At 61.2% G+C, this 18,433-nt stretch carries 11 protein-coding genes; 6 read left to right on the top strand and 5 right to left on the bottom strand.

From position 1 onward, the window contains the following. Positions 1-39 precede the first annotated feature (39 nt). Together BSF44_RS08450 and BSF44_RS08445 are read left to right on the top strand one after the other, a co-directional pair. Entirely contained in the window at positions 40-1,935 is a 1,896-nt protein-coding gene (locus BSF44_RS08450; protein WP_095943112.1) for a sensor histidine kinase, read from the top strand. Beyond that, on the top strand, positions 1,932-3,260 hold the full coding sequence (locus BSF44_RS08445; protein WP_095943111.1) for a sigma-54 dependent transcriptional regulator: 1,329 nt from the start codon (positions 1,932-1,934) through the stop codon (positions 3,258-3,260). The genes BSF44_RS08450 and BSF44_RS08445 overlap by 4 nt, the downstream gene beginning before the upstream one ends. 115 nt (positions 3,261-3,375) lie before the next feature. On the opposite strand, the gene BSF44_RS08440 is transcribed toward BSF44_RS08445, so the two are convergent. After that, positions 3,376-4,410: an alpha/beta fold hydrolase gene (locus BSF44_RS08440; RefSeq protein WP_095943110.1), complete on the bottom strand. Its 1,035-nt coding sequence runs from the start codon at positions 4,408-4,410 to the stop codon at positions 3,376-3,378. Between the two features lie 217 nt (positions 4,411-4,627). Between BSF44_RS08440 and BSF44_RS08435 the strand changes: the two genes are divergently transcribed. Both BSF44_RS08435 and metR read left to right on the top strand, forming a co-directional pair. Continuing rightward, the gene (locus tag BSF44_RS08435) at positions 4,628-9,856 is read left to right on the top strand and encodes a dermonecrotic toxin domain-containing protein (protein WP_095943109.1); all 5,229 of its coding nucleotides are present in this window, start codon (positions 4,628-4,630) and stop codon (positions 9,854-9,856) included. A 117-nt stretch (positions 9,857-9,973) separates the two neighbouring features. After that, positions 9,974-10,891 carry a transcriptional regulator MetR gene (gene metR, locus BSF44_RS08430; protein ID WP_008021042.1) on the top strand — a complete coding sequence of 306 codons (918 nt, stop codon included), beginning with the start codon at positions 9,974-9,976 and terminating at the stop codon, positions 10,889-10,891. Between the two features lie 121 nt (positions 10,892-11,012). Here the strand turns inward: metR and BSF44_RS08425 are convergent, their stop codons facing one another. From BSF44_RS08425 to BSF44_RS08410, 4 genes are read right to left on the bottom strand one after another with little or no spacing between them, the layout of a single operon-like run. Beyond that, positions 11,013-11,510: a GNAT family N-acetyltransferase gene (locus BSF44_RS08425; protein WP_095943108.1), complete on the bottom strand. Its 498-nt coding sequence runs from the start codon at positions 11,508-11,510 to the stop codon at positions 11,013-11,015. A gap of 2 nt (positions 11,511-11,512) precedes the next feature. Beyond that, complete coding sequence (locus BSF44_RS08420) at positions 11,513-12,151, bottom strand: LysE family translocator (protein ID WP_095943107.1); 639 nt, start codon at positions 12,149-12,151, stop codon at positions 11,513-11,515. A gap of 23 nt (positions 12,152-12,174) precedes the next feature. After that, entirely contained in the window at positions 12,175-12,609 is a 435-nt protein-coding gene (locus BSF44_RS08415; RefSeq protein WP_095943106.1) for an NUDIX domain-containing protein, read from the bottom strand. Between the two features lie 57 nt (positions 12,610-12,666). Continuing rightward, complete coding sequence (locus tag BSF44_RS08410) at positions 12,667-14,025, bottom strand: HD domain-containing phosphohydrolase (RefSeq protein ID WP_095943105.1); 1,359 nt, start codon at positions 14,023-14,025, stop codon at positions 12,667-12,669. A gap of 252 nt (positions 14,026-14,277) precedes the next feature. Here BSF44_RS08410 and BSF44_RS08405 point away from each other — a divergent pair, with 252 nt between their 5' ends. Together BSF44_RS08405 and BSF44_RS08400 are read left to right on the top strand one after the other, a co-directional pair. Continuing rightward, positions 14,278-16,542 carry an EAL domain-containing protein gene (locus BSF44_RS08405; RefSeq protein ID WP_095943104.1) on the top strand — a complete coding sequence of 755 codons (2,265 nt, stop codon included), beginning with the start codon at positions 14,278-14,280 and terminating at the stop codon, positions 16,540-16,542. Next, positions 16,539-18,413, top strand: a complete 1,875-nt coding sequence (locus tag BSF44_RS08400) for a bifunctional diguanylate cyclase/phosphodiesterase (protein ID WP_095943103.1) — start codon at positions 16,539-16,541, stop codon at positions 18,411-18,413. Before BSF44_RS08405 ends, BSF44_RS08400 begins: the two co-directional genes overlap by 4 nt. The last annotated feature ends 20 nt before the right edge of the window (positions 18,414-18,433 follow it).

The following is an 18,433-nucleotide window of genomic DNA, read 5'->3' as shown; positions in this document are numbered from 1 at the left end:
AGTAGGCAGGCAATCGCTGGTTGACCCAAGGCATCTGTGATGAAATGCGACCCCACCCTTTATCGCGCAGCAATGCCATCACTTGCCGTGAAACCCCGTCTGGTTCGTCATTTGTTCCTGCCGCCGCTGATCATCGCCATGATGGTCGGCCTGGGCTATATCGGCTTCTGGATCAGTGAGCACTACGGCATCCGCAGCCTCAGCGAAAACGGCCAGCGCCAGCTGGAACTGCACGCCCGCGCCGTCGAAAGCGAAATCAGCAAATACACCTACCTGCCCAGCCTGCTGGAGCTCGAAACCAGTGTTTCGCAGTTGCTGGCCGACCCGACCCCGGAACACCGGCAAACGGTCAACGATTACCTCGAAGGCCTGAACCGGCGCAGCCGCAGTCGGGCCATCTACGTGATGGACACCACCGGCCGCGTCATGGCCACCAGCAACTGGCGCGATGTCGACAGTTACCTGGGTGAAGACCTGTCCTTCCGCGCCTATTTCCAGAACGCCGTGCGCGGTCAGCCGGGGCGCTTCTACGGCATCGGCAGCACCAACGGCGAACCCGGTTACTACCTGGCCCATGGCCTGGAAGAACACGGCAAGATCATCGGCGTCGCGGTGGTCAAGGTCCGCCTGGAAGCCATGGAAGAACGCTGGCAACGGGCACGCCTGGAGGCCTTCGTCAGCGACGAAAACGGCATCATCATTCTGTCCAGCGATCCGGCGCGGCGTTTGAAGTCGGTGGTGCCGCTGAGCGAAGAAACCAAGGAAAAGCTCGCCCGCAGCCTGCAGTACTACTGGTTCCCGCTCAACGAATTGCAGCCGCTGGCTCGGGAAACCCTGTCCGAAGGTGTGGAAAAACTCACGTTCCCGGCCAACAGTGAGCTGGTGTCCGACGACGAAAACATCAGCTACCTGGCGCAAACCCGGCCGCTCGGCGATACGCCGTGGAATTTCACCCTGCTCACGCCGCTCCAGGATCTGCGCAGCGAAGCGATCAACCGGGGGATCCTGGTGGCCGTGGCGTTTGCCCTCCTGGCGTTCCTTTTGATCGCCTGGAACGAGCGGCGCAAGGTGATCGCCACCCGCCTGGCGGCCCGGGAAGCCTTGCAGGAAGCCAACAATCAGCTGGAGCGTCGGATTACCGAACGCACCACCGACCTGCGCGCCAGCAACGAACGGCTCAAGGGCCAGATCCGCGAACGCCGGCAGGCCGAAGAGACCTTGCGCCGCGCCCAGGATGAATTGGTACAGGCCGGAAAACTCGCAGCCATCGGCCAGATGTCCACCAGCATCGCCCACGAACTGAACCAGCCGCTGGCGGCGCTGCGTACCTTGTCCGGCAATACCGTGCGCTTCCTCGAACGCGGCCAGCTCGACGTGGCCAGCACCAACCTCAAGACCATCAACGAACTGATCGACCGCATGGGCCGAATCACCGCCAGCCTGCGCTCGTTCGCCCGGCGCGGTGATGACAAGGGCCAGGCCTGCCTCGGCAAAGGTGTGGACGCGGCGTTGCAGTTGCTCGATGGACGAATGAAAAACACGCAGCTGCACCGCCATTTCGAAGAGGTGCAGGTGCAGATCGACCAGACCCGCCTGGAGCAGATTCTGGTCAACCTGATCGGTAACGCCCTGGACGCCATGCAAGCGCAACCGCAACCCGAACTGTGGCTCGAAGGCGAAGCGTTCGATGGCAAATACCGCCTGCGCGTACGTGACAACGGCCACGGCATCGACGCCGAAGCGCGCAAGCACCTGTTCGAGCCGTTCTTCACCACCAAACCCGGCGAACAGGGCCTGGGCCTGGGCCTGACCCTTTCCGCCAGCCTTGCCGCCGCCACCGGAGGTCACCTGGGTGTCGAGCACCCGGCCAGCGGTGGTACCGCATTCGTCCTCAGTTTACCGTTGGTAAGCCTCACTCCCGCCGAGCCAATATGAACAACGACCTTAGTGTATTGATCGTCGAAGACGACCCCCATGTGCTGCTCGGCTGCCAGCAGGCGCTGACCCTGGAAGACATTCCCTGCATCGGCGTGGGCAGCGCCGAAGAAGCCCTGGAGCGGGTCGGCGACAACTTCGCCGGCATCGTCGTCAGCGACATCCGCCTGCCGGGCATCGATGGCCTGGAACTGCTGACGCGACTCAAGGAGCGCGACCGCAGCCTGCCGGTGGTGCTGATCACCGGGCACGGCGACATCTCCATGGCCGTCGGCGCGATGCAGAAAGGCGCCTACGACTTCATGGAAAAGCCGTTCTCCCCAGAGCGCCTGGTGGATGTCGCCCGCCGCGCCCTGGAGCAACGCAGCCTGGCGCGGGAAGTCTCGTCGTTGCGCCGGCAACTGGCCGAACGCGATTCCCTCGAAGGGCGGATCATCGGTCGCTCGCCGGCCATGCAGAACCTGCGGGAGCTGATCGCCAACGTTGCCGATACCTCGGCCAACGTGCTGATCGAAGGCGAGACCGGCACCGGCAAGGAACTGGTTGCGCGCTGCCTGCATGATTTCAGTCGCCGCCACACCAAGCAGTTCGTCGCCTTGAACTGCGGCGGCCTGCCGGAGAACCTGTTCGAAAGCGAAATTTTCGGCCACGAGGCCAACGCCTTTACCGGCGCGGGTAAACGGCGGATCGGCAAGATCGAACACGCCGACGGCGGCACGCTGTTCCTCGACGAAGTGGAAAGCATGCCCCTGCCCTTGCAGATCAAGTTGTTGCGGGTATTGCAGGAACGCACCCTGGAACGCCTCGGTTCGAACCAGAGCGTAGCGGTGGATTGCCGGGTGATCGCGGCGACCAAATCCGACCTCGTCGAGTCGAGCAAGGCCGGCGAGTTCCGCAGCGACCTGTATTACCGCCTCAACGTGGTGACCCTGGAACTGCCGCCGCTGCGCGAGCGCCGTGAGGACATCCTGCAATTGTTCGAACACTTCTTGCAGCAGTCGTGTCTGCGCTTCGACCGCACGGCGCCGGAACTGGACAACCAGACCGTTTCGAACCTGATGAGCCACGACTGGCCGGGCAACGTGCGTGAACTGCGCAACGTCGCCGAACGCTTTGCCCTGGGCCTGCCGGCGTTCAAGAAGACCGGCGCCGGCGCCGGCAATCAGGGCCTGGCCTTTGCCGAAGCGGTGGAGGCATTTGAGCGCAACCTGCTCAGCGATGCCTTGCAACGCAGCGGCGGCAACCTGACCCAGGCCAGCCAGGAACTGGGCATGGCCAAGACCACGCTGTTCGACAAAGTGAAAAAGTACGGCCTGAGCCATTAGAAGGTGTTCTCCTGTGGGAGCGAGCCTGCTCGCGATAGCGGCGGGTCAGTCGACATCGTCGTTGGCTGAAACACCGCTATCGCGAGCAGGCTCGCTCCTACAGGTGATCGGGGGGTTAGAGGAGGTTGCGATCGGCCACCGGCTCGATCTGCGCCCAGTGCGAAGTGTCCTCGCGGTGCTCGCGCAAATACGGCAACACAGCCCCCAGCAATGGCGCCTTGAACGCCTCCTGGAAACGATGGGCCAGGCCCGGAATCAGGATCAACCGACTGCCACGCAGATGCGCCGCCAGATGCACCCCGTGCATCACCGGCAGCAGCGGGTCGGCCGTGCCATGCACCACCAGCGCCGGCACCCGCAACTGATTGAGCAGCACCACCCGGCTCGGCTCGGCAAGAATGGCCATGATCTGGCGTTTCACGCCCTCGGGATTGAATGCACGGTCATAGGACAGCGCCGCCTGATGCAGCAACGCCTGGCGATCATCGGTGACCATCGGGCTGCCCAGCGCCGCCAGCAGATCGGCCTGTTGCTCCAGAGCCACTTCGCGGTTCGGTGCGCCGCGCCGGGCCAACAACTGCACCAGCGCCGCACTCGGCGCCGGCAAGCCTTCGGCGCCGGAGGTGGTCATGATCAGGGTCAGGCTCTCGACCCGCTGCGGTGCCATGGCCGCCATATGCTGGGCGATCATCCCGCCCATGCTGGCGCCCAACACGTGGAATTGATCGATGTGCAAGGCATCCATCAAGCCCAGGCCATCGTCGGCCATGTCGGTCAGCGAATACGGCGACGACACCGGCAATCCGAGTTTGTAGCGCAGCACTTCGAAGGTCAGGTTGGCTTCGGCCGGTGCTTGCCGCCAGGTCGACAGGCCGACATCGCGATTGTCATAGCGGATCACCCGGAAACCCTGCTGGCACAGGGCGACCACCACCTCGTCCGGCCAGTGAATCAACTGCCCGCCCAGGCCCATCACCAGCAACAAGGCCGGGTCCGACGCACGACCGATGCTCTGGTACGCCAGGCTTACCTGGGCCAGATCCACCCGTTCGGTCGGAACATTGACGTCACAACGCGAAGCCGCCATGGACGGCAGGCCGAACAACAGCGCGGCCAACAATACGATTCGTGAAAGGAATGAAGCACCCATGAAAAACACCAAAACGCAGAACCCCAGTAGAGCGCGAGTCTGATGAAGTTTGTTCAAGCGCGCTGCCACAGTTCCATGACAATTTGATGAAGAGTGCCGAGCGGTCATCCGGCGTCAAATTCAGCCTCGCCATAACTATGTACCACCCGACCGTTTGACGACTGCCTCCTAATGCCCGAACCGCCGGCACGGTCCGGCCTTCTGGAGATTCATCGTCATGGTTGACGAAACCACACCCCTAACGGCCGATTTCGGCCTTGCCTTCCCTTTGTCCGCGAACCCGGATCAGGGGCTGACCCTGAGCGCCTCGGAACGCTGGAACGAATGCTGTGAGCAGTGGCGGGCACTTATGGCGCAAAACCCGCAGTCGCCGCTCGCTAGCACCTGGTGGAATGCCCGTGCGCGTGGTACGGATCAGTCACGCAAGGCACAGGCAAACCGCTTGTACCGCCAGCATTTCGAAGCGTCGAGCCAATGGGCTTTTGCCCAGGGTATCCTGGATACCGAACAGTTCCAGACACTGCAGGCGATCATCGACCCACCCGCGCGGACAGCAACGCCTCCCACTCCACGGGTCTACGTCGAGCACATGCAGTTCAAGGATGAAAAAGGCCTGTCAGTCAAACTATCGGGCGCCTTGGTCATCACCCGGGATACGAAGCAACCGGTCGCTCAGTTGTTGTACTTGCCTTCCCTGCCATCCGCCTGGATGACCTTTGAAAAACGTGTCGATATGGAAAGCTGGCTGATCGAACATCAGCCTCAGCTATTCGACCAACCCCGGCTACCGACAGGCACCCTCAGGGTCGAGTACACAATGCTTGAGCAGAGGGTGCTGCAGACCAGCGCCGAATCCCTGTGGTCGCGTTTGCACGTCGCACTTGAGGACCGGTCGCGTAACGAATCGATCCTGGCCCTGCCCGCCACCCTGCCGGACGCGGATACCCACGACGACGGTGTCCTGTTCAGCCAGATAAGCCCCGACATTCCACTGGGCATCCGTCGCCAGGCACTGGCGCAACAGCGCACGGCAATGGATGCCTTGCTGGGCGAGAACTTTCAGGGCAACCACGCAGACCAGCGCCTGCAACGTCTGCAACAGCAAATGAACGCCCTCACGATGGCCGAGCAGGCCAGTACCACTGCCGCAACCGCGCTGCTGCACACCGACAGTGCGCAGAAAATGCTGGAACTGCGCCACAAAAACCGCCCGCACTACGCCACCCTTTACCAGGCACGCCTGGACGGCCTGCGCGCCGAAGCCGAATTGCAACTGAGCCTGAACCAGATTAACCACGAGGAACATCAATGGCTGATCAGCGTACTGGATGCACCGGATCAACCACGCCCGGCCGGGGTGGTGGTGGCGCGCCTGGTGTTGTCGATGACGGATACCGAAGGTGACACCACCGGCACACAAACCCATGAACTGGACGGCGTATTGCTATTCGCCCAACCATCGACCTTGCTGCCGTCCTCGACCGAAAGCCTGTTGCTCTACTGGCCCGGCCGTTTCGGTGGCCTGCAACGGTTTGCCTCTCGACAGACGCTGGAACAGACGCTGTTCAAGCTTGCGGCCAATGACAACACTCAAACGCTGCATCTGCTGCCGCTGACTGCAAACCCGTTCGAGTACGCCTTGCAGAACCAGCTTCACAGCTGTGAACAACAAGTGACCCGGCTGTTGACCGCCAACCCGGTTCCGTCCCGTGCCAGTCAACGCGAGACAGAACTGGAAAAGCTGCGCGAACAGACCCTCGCCTGTCTGACGGTCCCTGTCCCCGCAGCCCGGGAGCTGGCGTACCAGCACATTGTCGAGCAAGTTCACAGCAGTGCACTGGCCGCACGTTTGCCAGCGTGGCAAAGCACTCTGTCCGCCGTGCAACGTGAGCGGATCAAGACGCTGTTCAAGTCATACATCACGGCCATGAAGCGCTCCCATGAATGGCTGGAGCGTGAGTTGCCACCCCGCGATGCCTTCAGTAAAAAGGCCGTCGATGCTCACCTGCGCCAGGCGTTCGGCCTGAGCCGGAACGTTGATGTGATACTGGACGCGCCTGACTCCACCACCTGGCGCAAGGTCGTCACTGAAGGCGCGGCACCAGGGACACCCCAGGAAAATATACTGGTCGCCAGCCAGCAACGCAGCAAGCTGTCCCTCGGCGACCTGGCGCTGAGCAACATCGACCAGGAAATGTGGTGGCGACTGTCGCTGATGCAGGTAGAGGTCAGCGGTGCCGACGCCGTACAACGGCAGAAGGTGAAAAGCGGCATCACTACGTCCTGGCTGCGCAAGATGGTCACCGAACTGGACCTGGCTGGACAGTATGAAAAGCTGATCCGTGAAACCTTCCTCGGCACCTCGACGGCATCGAAATTCAGCAACGAATACCGGCGTGAATGCCTGAGCGAACCCTGGCGCCTGATGCTGCGTTTGCAAGGCGAATTCGCCGTGCTGACAAAGGACATCGATACCAACGGCCAGCAAGTGCTGGAAATCGCCATCGAGGCCAGCAGCCGTGAAGCCTTTGCGCGCGACGGCAAGCGCATCGAACTGCTGCCGGCACACCTGACCGTGGGCGGCAAGGACACCTCAGGCCAAGGGCCGACCACGCTTTCCGGCGTCACCTTTATCGTGGAGCAGGTCAGCGGTCTGACCCTGCTCTATCTGTCCGACAGTCCCGACGGTGTTTTTCTGCGCCAGTTCGACAGCCTTGAGCAGGCACGGCTGCGCCTGTTCAACGATTGCCTGCGCACCCCGATGGTCAACTACCTGGCCGACCGTGCCTTGAAGGGCGATGTCGCCCATCACGTCAGCCGGATCAATCAGGCCCGCTTGAAAAACTTCGACGGGCTGATCGGTGTCGGCACGCCCTGGCCATCCAGCACATCCCTGGCGACGCATCTGTTGAACGTGCACATGGGCCGATTGTTGGAAGCCCATCGGGCGACATCGCGCTCCAACGATGCGCTGTATCTGGAACAGGTCGCGCTGCAATCCGGCGCCATGTTCAACTACCTGAAAATGGCCGTGGGTATGCTGCCCTTCATCGGTACGACCATCGCCCTGTACGACGCCTGGAACAGTGCCAACCTGGCCGTGGCGGCCTTCCTGCGCGGTGATGTCGGCCATGGCCTGGCCGAGGTGGAGGCGGTGCTGTTGTCGTTGATCGATGCGGCCATGGACATTCTCCCCGGCATATCTGCCGCCCCTGCTGCCGCTCGCATCGCCACCCGCAGCCGACAGTGGCGGGCGCTGAGCAAAAGTCCGCGGGCGTTTCAGGTATCGACACGACATCAGGCGAAGCGCGCCCTGGAACGCTTCAAGGGTTATGAATATGAAAAGCCGGTTTCCCTCGCGGGGCTACAACCGGGCACCGAGGGCCTGTATCGCAACGTGTATCGTCACGCCGATGGCGACTTCATGCTCAGCCAGGGGCGAATTTATCGCATCGAACTGGAGGGCAAACCACCCCGCTGGCGCTTGAGCGGCACCAGCACGCGAACCTACAAACAGCCGATCGCCCTCGATGAATCCGGCCATTGGAACACCCATTACGCGGTGTACGGCACCGTGATCGAAGGCGGCGGCGTGGGTGGTGGCGCGGCGCTTGGGCACATGGCCGATGGATTGGACCCACTCTGGCCGGTCGCCATTCGCCGCTGGCTGCCACGCTGGTGGACCGATCGTGCCTTGCGTCGTCAATTGACCTTGAATAACACCGTCGACGCCAATATCCGTCGCCTCAAATCTCAAATCAGAAACACCGACGCCTTACTGAAGAGCTACTTCAAGCCTGAAGGTACTCAGCGTCCGCCTCTCGCGACTGCCGACCGTGCCTGCCTGGAAGATATCGAAGCCGCGCAGACCCTGTACCTGACTTTGGGCGAGTTGAAAGTGTTAAGCCATGGCAACAAGCGCGCCTTGATCAACAGAGACCAAAGTACTTGCGCCGCGACTGTCTTTTACCGTCAGGACCAACGGATCGCCCTCTCCACGGAACGCCTGCAAGAGTACAACGCAAGGATCGACCAGTTGATCGATCGTTCGAGCGCAACGCCTGACACCAATACCTCCACACACTTGAAACTGCTGGCCGAGCGCAAAGAGGCCCGAATGGACTTTATCAAAGAGTTTGGCCAGCAACACCAAGCTGTCGAAGACGCCAGACAATGGGTCCGTCGAATCACTCACTCCCCGCAAAAAGAGGAGGCGGCCAAGACCATGCAGCTTCTAAACGACACGTACAGTGACTCGACTTACCGTTACTTGAGGACGGCGTATGTCCTGGAGACCATCCCCCATTTTGAAGCCGTTGACGACCTTACGTGGCTTTACTTCCAAGTGCGATTGAAACAATCCCGCGAAAAGGTCGGGCGTGTCCTATTCACCCAATATCAACTACCACAAGTCCGTTCCAATATCGGCCAGCGCAACCGCGTTTTCGAAGAATGCCTGACCACTTACAGCGAGTTCCGCCGCCAGCTTGGCGCTTGGACGCTAGGCTATCCGCAACACCTGGATATGAAACAAGTCCGTGCGTTTCTGGACGACCTCGACCAGATGGAAGCGCTCGCCCGCCATGCCATCGGAAATCGATCTGCAGCCCCACCTCCGACAAAAAGCACCGGAAAACAACTGTTCGAGACTGAAGACAACCGATTGCTGATTGGCGAGCCCAGTACCGATGTCGTGACTCGACAACAGCACTTCATCGTAGATATCAATGGCTACAAGGAAACCTGGCTGCCCCGCTCCACCGGTAAATATCACCTCAGTGAACCCGCCGTCTCCGCGCAACCGATGCTGCTGACCGATGTCAGGCTGCTGTTGACAGAGGCCGGAAAAAGGCTGGGGGCCGCGGACGCCTATACCAACAAAGTCAAAGGCTATGCTCAGAAAAACATGCTGCCCGTCGACCTGGAACACATGATGAGCAGCGAGGCCACGGAGTTGACCACGCGCGCCCTGGACATCGAACGCCTATCCCCCGCCGAGGCCGTGGCGCTGCAATTGCGCAATCGGGCGGATGAGATGTTGCGCACGGGGCGCACCCTGCGCATCGATCAAAGCATGAACAGCAAAACCCCGACCGAAGGTTATCTGGACTATTTGATGGAACAGCAGGTGGTGGACATCCGCAAGGAAGGTGGCTTGCGTGATCTGGGCAAACGCGCCGACGGGCGACGGGACTTCCTGCAGGAGTACGAGGTGCGCGACCTGCGCAGCGTACCGGCCCGAACCCTGTGGTATGCACACTTCCACTACACCTCGGCCAAGCCGCAATTCAGTGACTTCGTCAAAGGCCATCTGAAACTGCCGGAACAACGCAACCTGGGCCTGCAATGGCAGAAGGACGTGGCCGCCAGCGGCGGTACGGTCGAGGCGATCTGGCGCGGCGACATCGGCAAACCGCTGGGCAACAAACACTTTTCCGCGCTGTAAAGTAACAACGGCGGGGCACGCAATGTGCTCCGCCGTGCTTGTGGTCGACAGCGGCTTCAACATGAGACAAACTCAACCTTTTCGATTTGTCGACAAGTTTTCCTCATGGAGCCCCCGGTGCTTGAAATCCGTCACCTCAAGACCCTGCACGCCTTGCGCGAAGCCGACAGCCTGGTGGATGCAGCCGATCGCCTGCACCTGACCCAATCGGCCCTGTCCCACCAGTTCAAGGAGCTGGAGGAGCGCATGGGCATGCCGCTGTTCGTGCGCAAGACCAAACCGGTGCGCTTCACCAGCGCCGGTTTGCGCCTGCTGCAACTGGCCGACGCCACCCTGCCGCTGCTGCGCGCCGCCGAACGCGACATCAGTCGCCTGGCCGGTGGCACCGCCGGTCGTTTGCACATGGCCATCGAGTGCCACAGTTGCTTCCAGTGGCTGATGCCGACCATCGACCAGTTCCGCGACGCCTGGCCGGAAGTCGAGCTGGACCTGGCCTCGGGGTTTTCCTTCGCCCCGTTGCCGGCCCTGGCCCGTGGCGATCTGGACCTGGTGGTGACCTCCGATCCGGTGGACCTGGCCGGGATCACCTATGTACCGTTGTTCACTTATGAAGCGATGCTCGCGGTGGCCAACCAGCACCGCCTGGCCGGCAAGGCCTATATCGTTCCCGAAGACTTGCTCCCGGAAACCTTGATCACCTACCCGGTGGAACGGGATCGGCTGGACATTTTCACCCGTTTCCTCGAACCCGCCGACATCGAACCGGCCCAGGTCCGCACCTCGGAACTGACGGTGATGATGATGCAATTGGTGGCCAGCGGACGCGGCGTGTGCGGCATGCCCCATTGGGCACTGCATGAATACAGCTCGCGAGGCTATGTGAAAGCCAAGCGGCTGGGTGAGAAAGGCTTGTTCGCCACACTGTATGCGGCGATCCGCGCCGACATGCTCGATGCGCCGTACATGCGTGACTTCTTGCTGACGGCCAAGGACACGTCGTTTTCGACGCTCGATGGTGTCAGCGCCGTTCGATAGAGCAACAAAAATCCCTGTAGGAGTGAGCCTGCTCGCGATAGCGGTCTGACATTCAATATCTGCATTGACTGACACGCCGCCATCGCGAGCAGGCTCGCTCCTACAGGGATCCTGGTGATCCTTAGAGCTCACGCCACATGTGGATCTTGTCGAAGTAATCCTCCCCCACCCGCACCGCCATCGGCTCAAGTCCGAACTGGACGAAACCGCAGCGCTGGTAGAGGTTGAACGCGGCATCATTGCCGGCGGTGACGGTCAACTGGATCAGGCGCAAACCCGCATCGTTCTGCGCCTCGGCCAATGCCGCCTGAACCAGTTGATAGCCGAGCCCGCGCTGGCGGACCGTCGGTGAAACATACATGCCAAACAGCGTCACCTTGTGCCGGGCCTTTTCCCGAGACTCGAATGCGAGGCCGGCGATGCCCGCCAACCGGCCTTCTTCGAACGCCCCGAACACCACGTCCAGCTTGCCGCTCAGGCGCGACTCCCACCAGCCCAGCGGCATCGCCGCCCGCTCACGCACGCTCGAGGTGAAGGCCTGCGGGTGCAGGTCGTAGGCCTCGAGCATGAGCGCCCGGTAGTCCAGGGCATGGCTGGCATCCAGTCGTTCGATCCACATCCTCAAGCCATCCGTTTTTGCTCAAGCATCAGTCGCAGCGCCAGCGCCGACAACACGAAGCCCATGAAATAGCGCTGCATCGCCAGCCAGGTCGGGTTGTTGACGAACCACGAGGCGATGCCCGCGGCAAACATGGCGATCAACAGGTTGACGCAGAAACTGACGCTGATCTGGGTCAGGCCGAGGATGACGCTCTGGCTGAACACCGAGCCGTGCTCCGGCGTGATGAACTGCGGAAACACCGACAGATAGAACACCGCGATTTTCGGGTTCAGGGCGCTGGTCAGAAAGCCCATGGTGATCAACTTGCGCGACGAATCCGGGGGCAACTGCTGCGCCTCGAACGGCGAGCGCGCACCGGGCTTGATCGCCTGCCAGGCCAGCCACAACAGGTACAACGCACCGGCCCACTTCAACACCTCATAGGCCATCGGCACGGCCAGGAACACCGCGGTCAAACCGGCGGCGGCGGCAAACAGGTGCACGAAGAATCCCGCAACCACCCCAAGCAACGAAATCACCCCGGCCTTGCGACCCTGGCAGATCGAACGGGAGATCAGGTAGATCATGTTCGGCCCCGGTGTCAGTACCATCAGCAACGCGGCAGCAGCAAAAATCAGCAGGTCTTGAAGCGGGATCATGGGCGAGGTCCTTTGCGTAATGATCAGGCGATCGCGGTCAGCGACGCTCGATAAAACGGCAGGATCAGGTCCCGTGTCAATGGTGCCAGGCTGACACCGCCGTCGGTGGCCGGATCGATCCAGATCACTTCTTCGATCTCTGCCGCGGGCGTCACGTCGACATCGATGTGCAGCTGAAAAATCTCGGCGTGTACGACAAAGCCCGGCTCGTTGGCGGCCGGTGCCGAGAAGTGACCGAGGTAAGCGGCCTGCGCCGGGTCGATGCCCAGACCCAGCTCTTCTTCCAGCTCCCGGGCCAGGGCGTGGACCGGCAACTCGTGAGGCTCGATCTTGCCACCCGGCTGCATGAACGCCGTGGTGCCGCGCTTGCGCACCAACAGTGTGCGGCCATCAGGGCCGATCAGCAGGGCGGCGGCGATATGGATAATGTGCGGTGAAACAGTGGATGCAGATGTCATGTGTCAGCCATGGACCCTGATGGAAATCACAAGGATCCCATGTCCGACCGTCCGCCGTCATGCCTTGGCCTGAAGCACCTGCGGCGTATCCTGCGGGACCTTCACGAAAATCCTGTACTTGCCGCCTTCCATGGCTTCGAACGCGATCAGTTTTTCCACCAGCGGGCCGTTCAACACCTTTCCGGCATTGAGCAGGAGCATGCCGTTGTCGGCGTTGAGATTGCGCGCCAGCAGCATTCCGGCCGTCAGCTCGCGGGTAGTCAGGACCTTGACCTGCGGATCGGCCTGAGCGATATCGCTCACGAACGTGACGCAGACCTGAATGAAATCCTCGAGCAGATCAGGATCGTAAAGCCGTCCGGCGTACTGGCGCAGGTAGAGCAGCGCTTCGTCGCTGTTCATCTGTCGTTCGAGAATCAATCCGCGCTGCAACTCGACGAAGTCGACCGCCAGCTTCAGCAATCGCGAGCCGAACGGAATGGCATTGCCCTTGAGCCGGTCGGGGAAACCGCTGCCGTCCCAGCGTTCCTGATGGTGCAGGATCAACTGCGCCGCGTCCTTCAACGGATCCAGGGTCATCAGTAGCGATTCACTCTGCTTCGGATAGCCACGATAGCGGTCGCGGTCAGTGTGCCTCAGCAGATCCGAAGGGGTGACCATCATGCTGTCGGACCAGCTCAGCTTGCCGATGTTGTACAACGCGGCCGCCATGGTCAGGTCGCGGCTGGCGGCTTCATCCAGCCCATGTTTCGTACAGTAGCCGCGCAACAGTTCGATGATCTGCCGGTTGGTCTGCTTGGTCGGTGGCAGGCGCAGGTTGGCCAGCAGCGAGAACACTTCGGTGCCGGTGACATAGCTGTGCTTGAGCTCCTCGTAAGCCAGGTCGAGCATGTCGGCAGTCTGCTGCAATTCAGCGGTGCGGGCGGCGACATGTTTTTCCAGTGTGCTGTTGAGCAGCTTGAGCTGATCGTTCTGCACCCGGGTCAATTGTTCCAGGCGCTGGCGTTCACGCTCCGAGTGCTGGTGCTCCAGGGCCTGGCGCAGGGTCAGGAGCATTTCGTCGTCATTCCAGGGTTTGCTGATGTAGCGGTGAATCTGCCCCTCGTTGATGGCCTTGATGATCGCCGACGGGTCGACGTGCCCGGTCAGCATGATCCGCGTGGTCTGCGGATAGAGCCGATGGACATGCGCCAGCAACGTGGCACCGTCCATATTGGGCATGCGTGCATCGCTCATCACCAGATCCACCGGCTGCTGCGCCATGATTTCCAGCGCCTGCGCGCCACTGCCGGCCAGCAGCACATCGTAGGGTTGGCCGCGCAACAGGCGGCGCAAACTGCTGAGGATCGATTCCTCGTCATCGACCAGCAACACCTTGGGTCGACGGGGCAAAGGCGGGGCGGACTGCTCTTCCATGGCATGGCCTCAAGTGAACCGTGAATGTGTCAGTTGGCGCGGGCCTACGTCCTTTCTTGCCCTTGCTTGAGTGACAGGCTAGATGATTTTTCCGCCATGGGCGCAAATCACCGCTTGAACCCGACAGGCAAAATGACGAACTGGCAACTATGCTCAGCACACTGGACGATACAACCGGCCTGTGTGCAGACGTGTGGAGGGGAAAAGGATGCTCCCGATGTTGAACGCGTGTACCCCGGCGGGTGCCGATCAATGAATATCCGGCCGCCGCAAATCAATCGCCGCGTACTCATTGTCGACGACACCGCGTCGATTCATGCCGATTTCGCCAAAATTCTCAGCCCCGGCATTGCCGAGGACGACAGCCTGGGACAAACCGAAAACCTCCTGTTCGGCACCCTGTCCCCCACGCAGACCCAACACTTTGAGCTGGACTCGGCGTTTCAGGGCCGCGAAGCCCTGGACAAGCTCGAAGCCGCCCTGGCCGATGATCGTCCCTATGCAATGGCATTCATCGATATGCGCATGCCACCTGGCTGGGATGGCCTGGAGACCATCGAACGGTTATGGCAGGTCGATCCCAAATTGCAGGTGGCGCTGTGCACCGCCTACTCCGACTATTCCTGGGAGGACATCGACCAACGGCTGGCGCTGAACGACCGCCTGCTGATTCTGAAGAAGCCCTTCGACGCCATCGAGATACGCCAGATGGCCAGCGCACTCACGGTCAAATGGCAGATGACCGAAGATGCCGCGCTCAAGATGAACCTGCTGGAACAGGCGGTCCAGGAGCGTACCCGGGAACTGTCCGACGCCAATATCATCGTGCAGAACAGCCCGACGATCCTTTACCGGTTGCGCGGCGAGCCATCGTTTCCGCTGATGTACATTTCCCATAACATCACCCGCTACGGACACGTCGCCGCCGATCTGGTGAGCTCGGCCAACTGGGCCCAGCAGTTGATCCACCCGGAAGACCAGGCCAGTGTCGATGCGGCCATGGCCCGGGTGCTGGACCGCCATGCGCTGGGCGCCTCGATTGAGTTTCGCCTGCGCACCGGCCAGGGTACATGGCGCTGGGTGGAGAACCGCTACATTCCCGTACGCGACCATGACGGTCGCCTGCTGGAAGTCGAGGGGATCATTCTCGACATTACCGAACGCCGGCTGGCCGAAGAAAAAATGGCCCTGCTCGCCCGCACCGACGGGCTCACCGGCCTGGCCAATCGCGCCACCCTGATCGAACGCCTGCATCAGGCCTTTGCTGCCGCACGTCGAGGCGCAGAGGCATTCGCGGTATTTTATCTGGACCTGGATCACTTCAAGCGGATCAACGACACCCTCGGCCATCCGGTGGGTGATCTGTTGTTGCAGGAAGTGGCCCGGCGCATCAAATCCGGCGTGCGGGAAAACGATGTGGTCGCACGCCTGGGCGGGGACGAGTTCGCGATCCTGCAACTGGACGTCAGCGACCCGACCCAGTCCGCCGCCATGGCAGCCAATATCCGCGATGCGCTGCTGACGCCGTACAACCTCGCCGGCAATGCCCTGCATATTTCAGTCAGCATCGGTATCAGCAGCTACGGCGTCGCCTGCCTCGACGCCGACAGCCTGCTGAGCCAGGCGGACATGGCGCTGTACCGTTCCAAGGAAATGGGCCGCAACCAATATCACTTCCACTCGCAGGAGATCACTCAGGAGGTGGCCGAGCGCATGACCATCGCCAATGACTTGATGACGGCCATCGAGCGCGATGAACTGGCGCTGCATTACGTTCCGGAAGTGGATATGCACAGCGGCAGGATCCTGGGCATGGAAGCGCAAGTGCGCTGGTGCCATCCCCTGCGCGGCGAACTGCAGGCGCCGGCTTTCGTGCCCGCGGCGGAAAAGACCGGTGCCATCATCCCTCTCGGACGCTGGGTGCTGAACCAGGCCTGCCGGCAGATGAGCCTGTGGCGTAACGAGGGAATGGCACCCCCCGTGATGGCGATCAAACTGTCCCTGGCGCAGCTAAAGAGTGGTCCGGAGCTCATTTACGACGTGCTGCGCACCACTGCGCGATGGGAGCTCGCCCCCTGGGACCTGCGTTTCGACGTGACCGAAGCGACTCTGGCGCAAACCAAGTGGACCCAGAACGATGTATTGCCTCGCCTGCGGGAGCTGGGGGTAAAAATCGCCATCGATGATTTCGGCACCGAATATTCATCATTCGATTACCTGAAAACCTACCGGGTCAATCACCTGAAGCTCAACCAATCCTTTATCGACGGCGCGACCCAGGATGCGGCTGGCGCCAACAGCCTGCGGGCAATCGTCAACTTCGCCCGGGACCTGGGAATCGGCATCATTACCGAAGGTGTCCAGCCGTCGGATCGGCCCCGCACGCCAGAGTCAGCCGCCCCGCTATCAAGCGCACAAGGCCTCTACTTCAGCGAGGCCGTGAATCCTGAACAAGCGGCCCGATTGCTCAAGGACGGCAGCATCGCTCCTCCGTCCTCCAGGGAGGATGAGGGATGAAAACACTTTCCCCCCAGACCAACCGACGTATTCTCATCATCGATGACACACCGGCGATCCATGCCGATTTTCGCAAGATCCTCACCCCGGATACCGGCTCCGAAGCAGATCTGAACAGTCTCGAGCATTCGCTGTTCGGGACTCGGCAATCATCGCGCCTCAACTTCCAGCTCGACTCCGCCTACCAGGGCAAAGAAGCCCTGGCGTTGGTCGAACGCGCACTAGCCGATGGCCACCCCTACGCCCTGGCGTTTATCGACATGCGTATGCCGCCCGGCTGGGACGGCCTGGAAACCATCGAACACCTGTGGAATGCCGACCCGAACCTGCAAATTGCCTTGTGCACCGCTTATTCCGACTACAGCTGGGAAGCCGTGGCCGAACGACTGCAGTTCGGTGACCAGTTGCTGATTCTGAAAAAGCCTTTCGACATCCTGGAAATCCGCCAGATGGCCAACGCCCTGACCTGGAAATGGCAGTTGGCACAGGACGCGGCGCTGAAGTTGTTGAGCCTTGAGCAGACCATCGAGGCACGGGTACACGAACTGCTCAAGGTATCGCACCTGCTGCAGTACGACGCCCTTACAGGGTTGCCCAACAGCACATTGCTGGGTGATCGCCTGAGCCAGTCGCTGGCCACTTGCCGACGCCATGACAAGCATCTGGTGGTGATGTTTCTCGGGCTGGACCGATTCAAGCGCATCAACAACGCTCTGGGCCACCCGGCAGGGGACGAAATGCTCAAACGGGTCGGGCAACAACTGCTCAAGTACGTGCGAGAGTCCGATTCGGTCTTTCGCTATGGCGCCGACGAATTCGTGGTGATCCTCAGCGACATCAACCACCCCCAGCAGACCCGCGGCATCGCCGAAAAATTGCTGAGTGCCGTGCGCAGCCCACAGTCGATCGCCGGCCAGGAGATCAGCATCACCGCCAGTCTGGGCATCAGCGTTTACCCCGATGACGGGTTCGAGGCCATTGATCTGATCAAAAAAGCCGAATCCGCCATGCGCCACATCAAGGAAAGCGGTCCGAACGACATCGGTTTCTTCATCGAAGCCATGAACCAGCGTGCCCGGGAGCAGCAGAGCATCGAATCGGGCATTCGTCAGGCCCTGCAAAGGCACGAATTCGTCCTGCACTACCAACCGAAAATCGAACTGAGCAGCGGACGGGTAGTCGGTGCGGAGGCGCTGGTGCGTTGGCAAAAACCCGGGCATGGCCTGGTCTATCCGTCCGAGTTCATCCCCGTGGCCGAAGACAGCGGTCTGATCGTGCCATTGAGCAAGTGGGTATTGGCCGAAGCCTGTCGCCAGACACGGCTCTGGCAAGCGGCCGGACTGCCGGCGATCCGCATGTCGGTCAACACATCGGCCATCGACTTTCGTCAACGTGATTTCGTCGAAGGCATCGAACAGATACTCGAACAGACGGGAATGCCCCCCTGCCTGCTGGAACTGGAGATCACCGAAGGTGTGCTGATGCAGAACGTCGAGACGACCATGACCGCGCTGAACCGACTGAAGACGCTGGGGGTGCGGCTGGCCATCGATGACTTCGGCACCGGATATTCCAGCTTGAGCTATCTGCGCCGGTTCCCCATCGATGTGCTGAAAATCGATCAGTCGTTCATTCGTGGCTTGAGCAATGACACCAACGATGCCGCCCTGGTCAGCGCGATCATCAGCCTGGGCAGGAGCCTCGATCTGAATGTCATCGCCGAAGGCGTCGAGACCGAGGAACAACTGGCGTTTCTCAAGGCCCATCAATGTGAGGAAGGCCAAGGTTACTACTTCAGCAAGGCCCTGCCGGCAGACGCTTTTGCGCGGCTGCTGGCCGTTGGCTGGGCAGAACAGCGAGACGAATCATGAACAGGCAGAAACGACAGTCC

Origin of the sequence: Pseudomonas sp. ACN8, from assembly GCF_002303925.1 — a bacterium.
In the GTDB taxonomy this organism is placed as follows: domain Bacteria; phylum Pseudomonadota; class Gammaproteobacteria; order Pseudomonadales; family Pseudomonadaceae; genus Aquipseudomonas.
Note: the sequence above shows the minus strand (reverse complement) of the source record. Positions and strands in the feature narration are given on the sequence as shown.